General features: G+C 72.9%; 13 protein-coding genes. 6 read left to right on the plus strand and 7 right to left on the minus strand.

Features of this window, described 5'->3' with window-relative positions:
- Positions 1–448: 448 nt before the first annotated feature.
- Entirely contained in the window at positions 449–1,846 is a 1,398-nt protein-coding gene (locus tag AB0M76_RS41155; protein ID WP_365957890.1) for a HEAT repeat domain-containing protein, read from the minus strand.
- 343 nt (positions 1,847–2,189) lie between these two features.
- Entirely contained in the window at positions 2,190–2,612 is a 423-nt protein-coding gene (locus tag AB0M76_RS41160) for an ankyrin repeat domain-containing protein (protein ID WP_365957891.1), read from the minus strand.
- A gap of 332 nt (positions 2,613–2,944) precedes the next feature.
- Here AB0M76_RS41160 and AB0M76_RS41165 point away from each other — a divergent pair, with 332 nt between their 5' ends.
- Both AB0M76_RS41165 and AB0M76_RS41170 read left to right on the plus strand, forming a co-directional pair.
- Entirely contained in the window at positions 2,945–3,139 is a 195-nt protein-coding gene (locus tag AB0M76_RS41165; protein ID WP_365957892.1) for a hypothetical protein, read from the plus strand.
- Positions 3,140–3,190: 51 nt separating this feature from the next.
- A complete protein-coding gene (locus AB0M76_RS41170) occupies positions 3,191–4,858 on the plus strand; it encodes a hypothetical protein (RefSeq protein WP_365957893.1) in 1,668 nt (555 codons plus the stop codon).
- Positions 4,859–4,893: 35 nt separating this feature from the next.
- On the opposite strand, the gene AB0M76_RS41175 is transcribed toward AB0M76_RS41170, so the two are convergent.
- Entirely contained in the window at positions 4,894–6,396 is a 1,503-nt protein-coding gene (locus AB0M76_RS41175) for a PLP-dependent aminotransferase family protein (RefSeq protein WP_267000635.1), read from the minus strand.
- A gap of 183 nt (positions 6,397–6,579) precedes the next feature.
- On the opposite strand from AB0M76_RS41175, the gene AB0M76_RS41180 reads away from it, so the two are divergent.
- The 3 genes from AB0M76_RS41180 (at position 6,580) to AB0M76_RS41190 (ending at position 9,498) form a co-directional block, all read left to right on the plus strand.
- Complete coding sequence (locus AB0M76_RS41180) at positions 6,580–7,350, plus strand: glycerophosphodiester phosphodiesterase (protein WP_365957894.1); 771 nt, start codon at positions 6,580–6,582, stop codon at positions 7,348–7,350.
- A gap of 67 nt (positions 7,351–7,417) precedes the next feature.
- Positions 7,418–8,800 (plus strand): MFS transporter, encoded by a 1,383-nt coding sequence (locus AB0M76_RS41185; RefSeq protein ID WP_266669061.1) that lies wholly within the window; start codon positions 7,418–7,420, stop codon positions 8,798–8,800.
- 323 nt (positions 8,801–9,123) lie between these two features.
- Positions 9,124–9,498, plus strand: coding sequence for an RNA polymerase-binding protein RbpA (locus tag AB0M76_RS41190; protein WP_031146696.1), 375 nt, complete (start codon positions 9,124–9,126; stop codon positions 9,496–9,498).
- Between the two features lie 86 nt (positions 9,499–9,584).
- On the opposite strand, the gene fxsA is transcribed toward AB0M76_RS41190, so the two are convergent.
- The 4 genes from fxsA to AB0M76_RS41210 form a co-directional block, all read right to left on the minus strand.
- Positions 9,585–10,172 carry an FxsA family membrane protein gene (fxsA, locus tag AB0M76_RS41195; protein WP_365957895.1) on the minus strand — a complete coding sequence of 196 codons (588 nt, stop codon included), beginning with the start codon at positions 10,170–10,172 and terminating at the stop codon, positions 9,585–9,587.
- Positions 10,173–10,251: 79 nt separating this feature from the next.
- A complete protein-coding gene (locus AB0M76_RS41200) occupies positions 10,252–11,085 on the minus strand; it encodes a polyprenol monophosphomannose synthase (protein ID WP_365957896.1) in 834 nt (277 codons plus the stop codon).
- Positions 11,086–11,413: 328 nt separating this feature from the next.
- Positions 11,414–13,039, minus strand: a complete 1,626-nt coding sequence (locus AB0M76_RS41205; protein WP_365957898.1) for an amidohydrolase — start codon at positions 13,037–13,039, stop codon at positions 11,414–11,416.
- A 78-nt stretch (positions 13,040–13,117) separates the two neighbouring features.
- A complete protein-coding gene (locus AB0M76_RS41210) occupies positions 13,118–13,558 on the minus strand; it encodes an Lrp/AsnC family transcriptional regulator (RefSeq protein ID WP_030011705.1) in 441 nt (146 codons plus the stop codon).
- Between the two features lie 217 nt (positions 13,559–13,775).
- On the opposite strand from AB0M76_RS41210, the gene AB0M76_RS41215 reads away from it, so the two are divergent.
- Positions 13,776–14,219, plus strand: a complete 444-nt coding sequence (locus AB0M76_RS41215) for a hypothetical protein (protein ID WP_365957900.1) — start codon at positions 13,776–13,778, stop codon at positions 14,217–14,219.
- Positions 14,220–14,284: the final 65 nt, after the last annotated feature.

Below are 14,284 nucleotides of genomic sequence, written 5' to 3' on the forward strand. Positions count from 1 at the left end.
AGTCTTATGGCATTCCGGGGCGGGCCGGGCAGTCAAGGGTGGCCGAAGGCCATCGCGAAGCGACGCGAACGAAGAGAGCGCCCTTGACGGCCCGGCACGACACGGAAGGACAGTGGACTGACGGGACGCCCCCGGACACACACCGACGCCGAGTCGACAGACCCCGCCCCCTGGCGCCCCGACCGGCCTCTGCCGTCCCCGAGTACAGGAACCCGCCCCCGAATCTCCGGCTGGCTCTCCCGACCCCGAGCACACGGACCCTTCCCCCGAAGTCCCGATCCGCCCACCTCGCGCCGAATGCCCGGACCCCGGCGGCCCGCCGACCCACCCGACGCGGTAACGGGGGGCAGGAGCCGGGCCCGACCCCTGCCCTCCGGCATCCCGATCGGCCCTCCCGGCGCGGAGTACGTGTCCCTCGCCCCTCAGGCCCCGGGTGCCCAACCCCGCCCTACACCGCCGACTCCGGCGCGATCCTGCTGCGGACCGCCGACTGGACGTCCTCTTCCTCCGCCGGGTCCGATGCCAGTCTGCGGAGCCTCGGCGCCACGCGGGCGTCCGCCGTTTCCGCGTGGCGGGCCGCCACCTCGCGGGTGGTCTCCTCGCAGTCCCAGAGGCATTCCACGGCGAAGCCGGCCGCGAAGGACGGGTCCGTGCTGGCCAGGGCGCGCGCCGCGCGACCGCGCAGGTGGGACGAGGCCGTCTCGCGGTAGATGTGGCGCAGCACCGGTGCCGCGCAGCCGATGGAGAGCCGGCCTGCCCCGTCGACCAGGGCGAACAGCCGCTGGGCGTCCGGGCCGGAGCCGCGGACCGTGGAGCGGAGGGCGCCCAGGACGAGTCCGGTGTCCTCGGCTCCGCCCCGGGCGGCCAGGAGGGCGGCTGCGGCCGCGCCCAGCGCGTCGGGGCGGTGGACCCACTGCCGGGCCCGGTCTACGGCCGCGGGGCCGCACATGCGCTCGTAGGCGGCCACGGCGGGCTCGTCCCCGGCGGCTTCGATGAGGTCCAGTACGGCCGGGTTCTCCGGCTCGGCGAGGACCAGGTGGTGCAGGGCGGTGGCCCGGGCGGCCTCGCCTGCGGCGCCGGCGGCGGCAGCGAGGATCGTGGAGCGGTCCTCGGGTGCCGCGACGGCGGCGAGACAGCGGGCGGCGGGCACGTGCAGCGGGGTGCCGCGGTTCAGCCCGTCGGCGGCCCAGTCGAAGACGGCCTGCACGCCCCATCCGGGACGGGGCCCGTTCGGGGTGAGCTGGCGCTGCCAGCGGTCGAAGGAGCCCTGCTGGCGGGCTGCGCGCAGGCGGTCGCCGTACTCGGGTGACTCTTCCCACAGGCACCAGGGCCGGGGCTCGTACGCGTCGCGGACGGCGGCGGCCAGCCGCGCCTCGCCCTCGGCCGAGGCCGGGAATCTGGCGAGGACGGGCGTGGCGAGGCTGCGCAGCCCCTCGTCGTCGTCGCGCAGGGCGAGCTCGTCGAGGGCCCAGGCCCAGTTGGCGCCGGAGGCGGCGTAGCGGCGCAGCAGCATGAGCGCGTCGTCACGGCCGTACGAGGCCAGGTGGCCCAGGACGGACAGGGCGAGGCCGGTCCGGTGGTCCGTGTCGTCGACGAGGTCGTCGGCGCTGAAGAGGTGGCTCTCGATCTCGCCGAGGGGGCCGTCGAGATCCAGGTACAGGCGGGCGTAGTAAAGCGAGCGGTTCTCGACCTGCCAGTCCTGGCGCGGATCGCTGACCACGCACCGGTTGAGGGCTGCGAGGGCCTCCGTGCGCGGCGCCGCGAGGGCGTGCAGCGTGCCGTCGCCGCGGCCCCGCTGGAGGAGCCCGAGCAGGGTGCCGCTTGGCGCTATGACTGGTTCGAACATGGGAATGGCCTCAAATCAAGCTGGGGACGCAACCGGGAATCGGGATTCACAGGGCCGCGTAACAGCATGTGAGGACGTTCGCCGTCATGTTCCGCTCGATGTAGACCATTGCCTTCTCACTCTCGTCGGTGCTTCGCGACCAGGGCGGCCGGTCTGCGCAGGGGGTGGGCCCGGACACTCGTCGTGTCCTGCCCGCTCCTGCCCGTCCGCCGTGTTCGCAAATCGAATCCGACGCCATGATGACCCAGCCGGTTTGTGCGCCGCGACCACATTTACGGCCGCCGTGATCAACCCGTGAGGTGGCGGACCGGTCGGACCGTGCCAGGTCACGGGCAAAAACGGACTAGTTGGCTCCGAAGAGTTCCAGCAGGTCCGTCTTGGCGAACATGCGGGCGGTGTCCACGGCGGAGGGGGTTCCGGCCGTCGGGTCGGCGCCTCCGGCGAGCAGGGCGCGGATGACGGCCTCCTCCCCCTTGAAGACGGCGCCGGCGAGCGGGGTCTGGCCGCGGTCGTTGGCGCGGTCGGCCTCGGCTCCGCGGGCCAGCAGGGCCGTGACGGTGGCGGCGTGCCCGTGGTACGCGGCCAGCATGACGAGGGTGTCGCCGCGGTCGTTGGTGAGGTTGGCCGGGACTCCGGCGTCGAGGTACGCGGTGAGCGTCTCGGTCTCGCCCTGGCGGGCGAGGTCGAAGATCTTGGTGGCCAGCTCGATGACGTCCTCGTCGGGAGCGCCCTCGGAGCCGCCCTCGGTGGGCTCGTGCTCGCTCATCTGTCGTACCGCCTTTCACTCGCTGTCGGCATGAGGTTCCCCAGGCCGGCGGGCAGGGGGGCGTACGGCGCTGCGGCCGTACGGGTGAATCGCCAGAGTAGCGCCCGGACCTGCACATACGGGGGCCGGACCGCGGCAAGGATCCCCGTTGGCGCTGGTTGGCGCCGGGCTGGTCCGGTTGGCCCTGCTTCGCGCCGGACGCGCCAGCCGGGCTGCGCCGGTCAAGTGAAAAAAGCCTGCACTCACCCGTATGCACCTTTTATCGCATTGATACTTCCTGTGAGCCTGGAACAACTGATGGTGACTGTCCCCACCGACCAGGAGAACTTCTCATGATCCTGTCCATCTCAGGCGTCGTCCTGCTCGGCATCATCGCCTTCCTCTTCTTCAAGAAGGACGGGATGAAGCTGTCCCACGCGTTCGTCTGTGCCCTGTTCGGCTTCTTCCTCGCCGGCTCCGCCATCGCGCCGAGCATCACGGCGAGCACCGCGAGCCTCGCCGGCCTGCTCGGCGGGATCAAGTTGTAGCGCCCCGACCGCACGCACCGTCCCGCACCACGACAACTCCAGGAGACGCCCGTGGCCCGGCGCCCACTCCCCCGCATCCTCAGCAGCGGCTCCACGTCGCTGTCCCGGGGCCGCGACCTTGCTCGCACGGCCGCCGACAGCGCCACGGACGTCCTCCATCCGCTCCTCGTCATCGGGCGCGGCCTGCGCATCCTGGCCTCGGCCGGGCGGCGCAAGTGGATGCAGACCCCCAAGGACAAGCGTGGTCCCGCGCTGTTCCTGGGAGCCGCCTGCGTCCTCGTGGTCGCGCTCGCACCGTACGGACCCCTCCTCGCCCTGATCACCCTGATGGGGGCGGCGGCCTGGCAGGGACGCGGCCGGACCCCGGTGAAGACCGGGCCCAGCGATGGCGAGACCGAACGGCTCGGGTCCCTCTACGAGGCCCTCGTGCCGTACTTCTCCACCTCTGAGGACCCCAGCCCGCTCTTCGCCCACGGCGGGGAGTGGGACAAGGCGTTCAGCGACTACGCCTTCGACGACGCGGGCCGCATCACCCGGCTCCGGATCCGCTACCCCGCCTACTTCACCGACGGCGAGGCCGCCTCCCGGGCCCGCATCGAGGCCCTGCTGCACGCCAAGTCCGGGCGCGGCCGGGAGTACCTCTTCGACTGGGACGAGGAGGGCAACCGGCTCGACCTGACGGTGCTCACGGCGCTGCCGACGGGAATCGCCGCCCAGCCGTTCGTCACCTCACCCGGCGAGACCGTGCTCGGCTTCACCGACGCCGGCAGCGTGCACCGCACCCTTCCCGTCCTGGAGGACGACGCGTCGCGCGACGTGCCGCCGGTGATCTGGCGCACCGGCCCCCGCTCCACCGAACCGCACCTGCTGGCCGTCGGCCAGCCCGGCAGCGGCACCTCGACCCTGCTGCGCTCGATCGCCCTGCAGGCCCTGCAGCACGGGGGCGAGGTACTGATCGTCGAGGGCGGCGGCAGCGGGGAGTTCTCCTGCCTGTCCGGGCGTACGGGCGTGCTGGCCGTGGAGTGCGGTCCGGCCGGGGCGCTGGCCACCCTGGAGTGGGCGGCGCGCGAGACCGAGCGGCGGCTGATCGCCACGCACCGGGCCCGCGAGGCCGGCCGGCCCGCGCCCGAGGACACCCGGCGGCCGCTGTGGATCCTGCTGGACCGGCCCAGCGTGCTCGCGCACCTCGCGGCCGCCGACGGGGGCCCCGACCCCCTCGCCCAGCTCCAGGTGCCGCTGCGGCACGGGCGCACCGCGCACATCACGGTCGTGGTGGCCGAGCAGTTCGACCACCTGGAGCTGCTGAACGACGCGGTCTGGCAGCACACCCGGGCCCGGGTCGTGCTCGGGCCCGCCGCGATCCAGCAGATCACCGACGTGCTGGGGCTGCCGCCGCACACCACCCCGACGGCCCAGGTGCCGCCGGGGCGCGGGTACGCCCGGCTCGGTGCGGGTCCCGTGCACCGCTTGCAGGTGCCCGCCACGCCGGACCCGTACGACGACGCCACGCATCCGGCGCACCGGCAGGCAGTGCAGGAGCTGCTGCCCGGGCGGCAGCTGCCGGCCCCGGGCGGGCCGGGCCGCGTGACGCTGTCGAAGCCGCTGCACATCGTCCAGCCGCCGGCCCGGGGGCAGGACCCGTCGATCGACGCCGAGGAGATCGAGGAGGTTCCGGCGCAGACCCCACCGGCCCGCGGGCCCTGGCCGGTCGGACCCTGAGCTGCTGAACCGCTGGCCCCGCGGTCCCCTGCGCCCTACGCGACGAACGTGCGCGGGGGTTCCGCGCCGCTGCCGCCTGCGCCCGTGCCGACCAGGCGGGCGGCCGCCGCGAGGCGGACCGCGGCCTCCTCGGCCACCGGGCCGCCGACGGTGAACGGCAGCCGGACGTAGCCCTCGAAGGCCCCGTCGACGCCGAACCGCGGCCCCGAGGGGACCCGTACGCCGACCCGCTCCCCCACTTCGGCCAGCCGGGAGCCGGACAGCCCGCCCGCGCGGGCCCACAGGGTAAGCCCGCCCCGCGGCACCTCGAACTCCCAGTCGGGCAGCTCCCGGCGCACCGCGGCGACCAGTGCGTCCCGGTTCTCGCGGGCCTGGTCGCGGCGGATCTCCACGGCCTCCGCCCAGCCGCCGGTCCGCATCAGCCAGTTGACCGCGAGCTGCTCCAGCACCGGCGTGCCGAGGTCGGCGTACGCGCGCGCCGCGACCAGGCTCCGGATCACGTCGGGCGCCGCGCGGACCCAGCCGATCCGCATGCCGGCCCAGAAGGCCTTGCTGGCGGAGCCTACGGTGATCACGGTGGAGCCGGCCGGGTCGAAGGAGCAGACGGCGCGGGGCATCTCCAGCGCCGGGTCCAGCTGGAGCTCGGCCATGGTCTCGTCGACGACGAGCACGGTGCCGGCCGAGCGGGCCGCCTCCACCATGGCGCGGCGCTGCTCGTCCGAGGCCAGGGCGCCGGTGGGGTTGTGGAAGTCGGCGACGACGTAGGCGAGGCGGGGCGCGGCGTCGCGCAGCACCTGCCGCCACACGGTCATGTCCCAGCCGCCCAGACCGTCGGCCATCGCGACGGGCACGAGCCGGACGCCGGCGGCGCGCATGAGCTGGAGGATGTTGGCGTAGGACGGGGATTCGACGGCGATCCGCTCCCCGCGGCCGGCGAAGAGGCTGCAGATGGCGTCGATGGCGCCCATCGCGCCGGTGGTGACCATGATCTGCTCGGGCATTGTGGGGATGCCGCGCTCTGTGTAGCGGTCGGCGAGCATCCGCCGCAGGGCGGGGAGCCCGGCGGGGTAGTCCCCGTGGGTGTGCGCGTACGGCGGGAGCTCTTCGAGGGCGCCCTGTACTGCCTTGGTGAGCCAGGGTTCGGGTGCCGGGAGCGCGGCGCAGCCGAGGTCGATCATCGAGCCGAGCGATTCGGGTGGCAGCGGTTCCAGCCCCCGGGCGGGCAGCGGGTTCCCGGCCGGGACGGAGGTCCAGCTGCCGGCGCCGCGCCGGGACTCCAGGAAGCCCTCCCCGCGCAGGGCCTCGTACGCGGCGGCGACGGTGGTGCGGGAGAGGGAGAGGGAGACGGCGAGCTCCCGTTCGGCGGGCAGCCTGGCGGCGACGGGGACGCGGCCTTCGAGGACGAGCAGCCGGATGCCGTCGGCGAGGGTCCGGTAGGCGGGCAGCTTCCGTGCCCCGGGGACGCCGGGCCGCTCCTGTTGGGAGGTGATGAGACGGGCGAGCTGTGCGGCACCCACCGCCGAGGTCCACTCTGCCATGCTGTCCGGTCCACCTTCATCGAATTGGCCCCGCCCGAACGCGGGCGCGGCCCGTATTGGATTGCTTCCGCCCCCACAGCCTGTCACGCCGCGGTCCACCCGGGCCAGGGGGCGGTGCGGCGTTCACCATGCAGCCATCCGGCCGCTCCCTCCCCACCGGTGACACCGTGCATACTGCGGCGGGTGACGCACGTACGCCTTCGCCATCCGTATCTGGACCACCCGGCTCCGATCCCCTTCGCGCATCGTGGAGGTGCCGCGGACGGGTTGGAGAACACCGCTGCTGCCTTCCGGCGGGCCGCCGATGCCGGCTACCGGTACTTCGAGACCGATGTGCACGCCACGGCCGACGGGAAGCTCGTCGCCTTCCACGACTCCACGCTCGACCGGGTCACCGACGGGCAGGGCCGGATCGCCGAGCTGACCTGGCGCAAGGTCCGCGAGGCCCGGGTGGCGGGCTCCGAGCCGCTGCCGTTGTTCGAGGAGCTCCTCGACGAGTTCCCCGACGCCCGCTGGAACATCGACATCAAGGCCGAGTCGGCCCTGCACCCGCTGGTCAATCTGATCGCCCGGGCGGGCGTGTGGGACCGGGTGTGCGTGGGCTCGTTCTCGGAGAGCCGGGTGGCCCGCGCCCAGAAGATCGCCGGGCCCCGGCTGGCGACCTCGTACGGGGTGCGCGGCGTACTCGGGCTGCGGCTGCGCTCGTTCGCGATCCCGGCGGCGCTGCGGGTCGGGGCGATTGCGGCTCAGGTTCCGGAGACGCAGGCGGGCATCCGCGTGGTCGACCGGCGGTTCGTGCGCACGGCGCACGAGCGGGGGCTCCAGGTGCACGTCTGGACCGTGAACGAACCGGAACGTATGGAGGCTCTCCTGGACCTGGGAGTCGATGGCATCATGACCGACCGGATCGACATCTTGCGCACGGTGCTGGACCGGCGCGGGGCCTGGGCCTGACGAGCCCGTACGGCCGCCGCACGGATCCGGCGGCCCGTGCGGTACGGGGACCAGCGAGGGGGCACCTATGAGTGCGCAGACCATGGACGAAACGGAACCGGGGGCCGAGGACGGCAGAGCCGGCGCGGCCGCGCGCAAGCGCGAGCAGCGGGGCTGGTACTTCTACGACTTCGCCGTCTCGGTGTATTCGGCGAGCGTTCTGACCGTGTTCCTCGGGCCCTACCTGACCTCGGTGGCCGAGGCCGCCGCGAAGGCCCAGGGGACCCCCGGGTTCGTGCACCCGTTGGGCATCCCGGTGCGGGTCGGGTCCTTCTTCGCCTACTCGGTCTCGGCGTCGGTGATCCTCGCCCTGCTGCTCATGCCGCTGGTGGGGGCCGTCGCCGACCGGACCGGCCGGAAGAAGCCGCTGCTCGCGGTGGCGGCGTACACGGGCGCGGCGGCCACCGCCGGGATGTTCTTCCTGGGCGGCGAGCGCTACCTGCTGGGCGGGCTGCTGCTGATCGTGGCGAATGCCGCGCTCTCGGTCTCGATGGTGCTCTACAACGCCTACCTGCCACAGATCTCCACGCCGGACGAGCGGGACGCGGTGTCCTCGCGGGGCTGGGCCTTCGGCTACACGGCGGGCTCGGTGATGCTGGTGGTCAACCTGGTGCTCTACCTGGGCCACGACTCCTTCGGGCTCAGCGAGGGCGAAGCGGTACGGATCTGCCTGGCCTCGGCGGGTCTGTGGTGGGGGGCCTTCGCGATCGTCCCGCTGCGCCGGCTGCGGGACCGCGCTGTGGTGCGGGAGCCCGGCGCGGCGCCTGCCGTCAGTGGCTGGAAGCAGCTCGTCGCGACGCTGAAGGACATGCGGCGCTATCCGCTGACGCTGTCGTTCCTGCTGGCGTACCTGATCTACAACGACGGCGTGCAGACGGTGATCTCGCAGGCCTCGATCTACGGCAAGCAGGAGCTGGAGCTCGAGCAGTCCACGCTGATCGTGGCGGTGCTGCTGGTGCAGGTCCTGGCCGTGGCGGGCGCCCTGGGCATGGGCCGGCTGGCCGTGATGTACGGCGCGAAGCGGACGATCCTCGGCTCGCTGGCGGCGTGGGCGCTGACGCTGGCGGCGGGATACTTCCTGCCGGCCCGCACGCCGGTGTGGTTCTTCGCCCTCGCCTCGATGATCGGACTGGTGCTGGGCGGCAGCCAGGCACTGTCGCGCTCGCTGTTCTCGCACCTGGTGCCGGCGGGGAAGGAGGCCGAGTACTTCTCCGCGTACGAGATGAGCGACCGCGGGCTGAGCTGGATCGGACCGCTGGTGTTCGGCCTGACGTACCAGGTCACGGGCAGCTACCGGGACGCGATCATCTCGTTGGTGGTGTTCTTCGCACTGGGTTTCGTGCTGCTGGCACGGGTGCCGGTGCGGCGCGCGGTGGAGGCGGCGGGGAATCCTGTTCCCGAGCGGATCTGAGCGGATCCGACGGGCGCTCCGGCAGCGGATCCGACCCGGATCTTCATACGAATTCCGAACGGATTTCGACGTTGAAGCGAAGGGCCGGTAGTGTACGCCTTTGGCCTGCCAGGCGGACCGTTACTGCGCGCTAAAGAAGTGAAGACGTTGGGTGACATCTGCTGCCAGATGTGACAAAACGGGCATTGGTGGGTACAACAAGGGGCGGCACGACGGGCGACGCATCACCCGGAGCGGGAATCTATACCGCCGACCGGACGTTGACCGGATGACGACGACAGCGACACCTGTCCTGTGGGCGACAAGCCCGGGAGGCACGATTCATGAGTGAGCGAGCTCTCCGCGGTACGCGGCTCGTGGTTACCAGCTACGAGACGGACCGCGGCATCGATCTGGCCCCGCGCCAGGCGGTGGAGTACGCATGCCAGAACGGACATCGATTTGAGATGCCGTTCTCGGTTGAGGCAGACATTCCGCCGGAGTGGGAGTGCAAGGCGTGCGGCGCCATGGCACTCCTGGTTGACGGGGACGGGCCCGAAGAGAAGAAGGGCAAGCCTGCGCGAACGCACTGGGACATGCTCATGGAGCGGCGCACCCGCGAGGAACTGGAGGAAGTGCTGGCCGAGAGGCTGGCGGTCCTGCGTTCCGGCGCCATGAACATTGCCGTGCATCCGCGGGACAGCCGCAAGTCCGCCTGACAGCCGGACACGGAGAACGAAGCCGAGGGCCCCTGCCACGAACTGTGGCAGGGGCCCTCGGCTTGTCTTCTTGTGCCGTACGGGCCTCAGGGCGCCAGCGGCGGCCGGTACCCGGCGTCCGGGCCCGGCTGCTGCGGCTCGTCCTCGCGGATGACCTCGCCCTGGACGACCTTGCCGTCGGGGTAGTGGATGCGGGCCTGCTGGAAGGCGTCGCCGAAGCTCCCGGCCGGAGCCGTGGCCATCTTGCGCTCCAGGGAGCCGGCGACCCGGCGGCCGATCCACGCCCGGACGGGCGGGAGCAGGCAGAGCAGGCCGGCCACGTCGGAGATCAGGCCCGGCAGGATCAGGAGCAGGCCGGCCAGCATGGTGAGGCCGTTGCCGCTGCCCGGCTGCTGTTTCGTCGCCTGGGGCGGGGGCTGCTGCCCCTGCTGAGCCTGCTGGAAGGTGTTCGTCAGGTTCTTGAAGGCACGCCGCCCGGCCCGCTTGATGACCACGACGCCGAGCACGACTCCGCCCGCGAGCAGCGCGGCGACGGTCAGCCCGCCGGCCGCGTCGGCGACCAGGCTGAGCAGCCAGATCTCCAGGATCAGCCAGGCGGCGACCGCCAGAGGGAGGAACGTGCGGGCGCGCGAACGCCGCCGGGGGGCCGTCGGAAGGGGAACGCCGGTCGTCATGACACCCAGTGTGCCTGGGGCGGCGTAAAAGCGACCTCAGCCGGAGGTACCGGACATCCCCTAGGGGGGCGGGGACCCGTCAGGCGCGGTTCCCGCCCTTGTCCGAGCCACTGTCCGAGCCCTTGCCCGAGCCCTTGCCCGAGCCCTTGGGCTTGTCCTGGCCGGTCAGCTTCGCCGCGTGGGCCTTGAGCCCCCACTGGGTGACCCGCCAGAGGGCCTCCACCACGATGTCCCTGCTCATCTTGCTGTCGCCGAACTCACGCTCGACGAAGGTGATGGGCACCTCGACGACGCGGAAGCCCTGGCGCACGGCCCGGCGGGCCAGGTCGACCTGGAAGCAGTAGCCCGCGGAGGCCACCTCGTCCAGGCCCAGCCCCTCCAGGGTCTCGCGGCGGAAGGCGCGGTAGCCGCCCGTCACGTCGCGGATAGGGACGTCCAGCATCAGCCGGGAGTACGTCGAACCGCCGCGGGAGAGGAACTCGCGGCTCTTGGGCCAGTTGACCACCCGGCCGCCCGGCACCCAGCGCGAGCCCAGGACCAGGTCGGCCCCGGCCAGCGCGGTGAGCAGCCGCGGCAGCTCCTCCGGCTGGTGGGAGCCGTCGGCGTCCATCTCGACGAGCACGCCGTAGTCGCGCTCCAGGCCCCAGGCGAAGCCCGCGAGGTAGGCGGCGCCGAGGCCCTCCTTGCCCCTGCGGTGCAGGACGTGCACGTGGTCGTCGCCGGCCGCCAGCTCGTCGGCGAGCTTGCCGGTGCCGTCGGGGCTGTTGTCGTCCGCGACGAGGATGTGCGCCTCGGGCACCGCCGCGCGCACGCGGGCGACGATCGGCCCGATGTTCTCCGCCTCGTTGAAGGTCGGAATGATCACCAAGGCCGTGCCGAGCGGTCCGTGGCCTCGCTGTCCGCCGTCGCTCACTGAGTCCGCCTTCGTGTTCTTGTACGTCCTGTCACAGAGGATGACTTTAGAACAGTGGTCGGGGCCCGCGGTCCTTCGGGCCGGTCAGGCTCCCGCTGGCTGCGGGTCGCCGTGACCGTTGTCTACTGGACCGCAGGGCCCCGACACGGGGCCACCCTCCCCCGAGCTCCTTCGGAGCAGGGGGGACCCCCATCCCGGCGAAACCTTCCCTCGCCCCCGAGGCGCGGGCGCGCTGAGCAGACGGATCCGCCCGGTACGGACGTCCGGTGGTGGACCCGGCCGAACTTATCCGGGTCCGAGCGCCCGTACCGAACCGAGGCCGACCGGATCACCCCTGTGGCCGTACGAATACCTCCCGCCCGCCGACGACCGTGGCGAGGCACACCGGCAGTTCGCCGCCGGGGGTCAGGTCGGGCAGTCCGGGGGTCCCGGAACGGGGGTCCGTGGACCAGCGGGCGACCCGGTCGTCGGGGGCCTGGACGACCAGTTCGGCGGTCTCCCAGAGTGCATAGTCGGCGGGCGCGCCGGGCACCAGCACGCCCGCGCCGTCGCGGCCCAGGGCCCGCCAGCCGCCCCGGGTGTGGGCCGTGAAGGCGGCCCGTACGGAGATCCGGTGCTCGGGGGTGCGGTGGAAGGCGGCCGCCCGGACGGTGCCCCAGGGGTCGAACGGCGTGACGGGGGCGTCGGAGCCGAAGGCGAGGGGCACGCCGGCCTTGAGCAGTGCGGCGAAGGGGTTGAGGGTACGGGCGCGCTCGGCGCCGAGCCGGTCGGCGTACATGCCGTCCTCGCCGCCCCAGGCCGCGTCGAAGGCGGGCTGTACGGAGGCGGTGAGGCCGAGGTCCGCGAAGGCGGCGATGGTGGCGGGAGTCATCATCTCGGCGTGCTCGACGCGGTGCCGGGCGGCGCGGATGCGGGCGAGCCCGACCTTCTCGGCGGCGGCGTGCACGCCCTCGACGACAGCGGTCAGGGCGGCGTCGCCGATGGCGTGGAAACCGGCCTGGAGGCCCGCTTCGGTGCAGGCGGCGACGTGCTCGGCCACCTCGGCGGCGTCGAGGTAGCCGGTACCGGTGTGGCCCGCGTCGGTGTACGGCGCGTGCAGGCAGGCGGTGTGGGAGCCGAGGGCGCCGTCCACGAAGAGGTCGCCGGCGGCGCCGATGGCGCCGAGCGCCTTGGCCTGTTCGAGGTCCCGGTCCGCCCAGTACCCGAAGACGCGCGGTCCGGGCCGTTCGCGGGCGAGGTTGAGGAGGTCCGCGAAGTCCTCGGCGGAGGAGATGTCGGGGCCGCCGCACTCGTGGACGGAGCCGATGCCGAGGGAGGCGGCCCGGTCGAGGGCGGCCCGCTGGGCCTCGGCGCGCTGGGCGGGGGTGACCGCGGCGAGCGCGGCCCTGCGGACGGCGTGGTGGTCGTCGCGGGTCAGCGGCTCGTCGCCGCGGACGGAGACGGCCGGTACGAGGTCCAGCAGGGCGGTGGTGACCACGGCGGAGTGCACGTCGATGCGGCTGAGGTAGAGCGGTCGGCCGCCGGCGGCCTCGTCGAGCTCCTCGCGGCGGGGTGCGCGGCGCTCGGGCCAGCGGGAGGCGTCCCAGCCGTGGCCGAGGAGCACCCGGTCGGCGGGGCGGCGTTCGGCGTACGCGCGGACGAGGCCGAGGGCGTCGGCGAGGGAGGCCGCGCCGGTGAGGTCGAGCCCGGTGAGGGCGAGGCCGGCGGAGGTGGTGTGGACGTGTGCGTCGGTGAAGGCGGGTGTGACGAGCGCCCCGCCGAGGTCGACGACCTCGTCGACGCCCTGCGCGAAGGCGTCGGCGGCGCCTTCGGATCCGACCCAGGCGATGTGTCCCCGCTCGACGACCATCGCGGTGGCGAAGGGGTCGGCGGGGCTGTGTACTTCGCCCCCGCGGAGGAGGACGGTCCGTTCGGATGCGGGGGCGTCGACGGAGCTGGCGGTGCGGTCAGTCATGCGCCTAGTTTCGCGGGTCCGCGGCCCCTCCTCGACCGCGCCCCGGCCACCCGGAGGAGGCGGACCCGGGCAAAGGCATCACACGCGGGGCGGGCGGGCCTCGTACGGGGTGGAGAGGACCACCGTGGTGCGGGTCGAGACGTGGGCCAGGGCACGCAGGCGGCCAAGGAGGTCCTCCAGCTCCAGCGGGGTCGCGACCCGGACCTTCAGGATGTAGTTCTCGTCGCCCGCGACGCTGTGGCACGCCTCGATCTCCGGTACTCCGGCCAGCCGGTCGGCGATGTCGTCCGGCGCGCTCGGGTCGAAGGGCTTCACCGAGATGAAGGCCGTCAGGGGCAGGCCGACGGCCTCGGGATCGACGACGGCCGCGTACCCGCGGATCACCCCGCGCTGTTCCAGACGGCGTACTCGCTGGTGGACCGCCGACGTGGACAGTCCCGTGGCCTTGCCCAGATCCGTGTAGCTCATCCGCCCGTCCCGCACGAGCAGATCCACGATCTGGCGGTCCAGCTCCTCCATTGCGCTCATAGCCGCTCAACCTAAGGCCCAAGGGCGCTCCAGGCACAGTGCTGTCCGCCTACAAGTGGCACCTGCGGCGGGCATGTGACCAAGGCCACAAGGGTATGCAGGCGTACGGCGGGATGTTGTGGTTACTCGTGCCGCGCGGCGGGAAGTGCTTCGTGTGGCCGAGGCCGCAGAACCTGCCCGCCCGGCCCACCCAAGGGGGAGTACAACCATGCTGAACACCAAGCGCGCCGGTCGCACCGAACCGGAGCCCGTGGAATTGAAGGAAACCGAGTACGCGGACCACGGGGAGTACCTCGAGGACGTCGACGGGTTCGAGATCCACCACGCGATCTGCCCCGACTGCGGCCAGCCGATCGCCCTCGTCGCGGACGAGGAGTACCTGCCGGAGCACGCGCTCTGCCTGACCCCGTGGAACCCCTTCGGGCTCACGGTCTGCGCGGGCACGGGCCGCCCGGCGTCCGAGGCGCTGCCGACCGTGGGCATGGGCATCGAGGAGCCCCAGGAGCTCGAGGTCGTGCTGCTGGACCTGCCGCAGGGGCTGGACTGGCGGACGCAGCCCTTCTCGCACGTCGGCGGCCCCGGTTCGCGTCCCGTGCGGATGCCGGCGCCGACGCTGCTGCCGCAGATGCGGCAGCACGCGCAGGCGGCCTGAGGACTTTCCCGGCCGGATCCACCGGATCGGGATCTGCCGGGCATCCCGGGCATCCCGGGTGTGCC

Origin of the sequence: Streptomyces sp. NPDC051364 (assembly GCF_040682115.1) — a bacterium.
Taxonomy (GTDB): domain Bacteria; phylum Actinomycetota; class Actinomycetes; order Streptomycetales; family Streptomycetaceae; genus Streptomyces.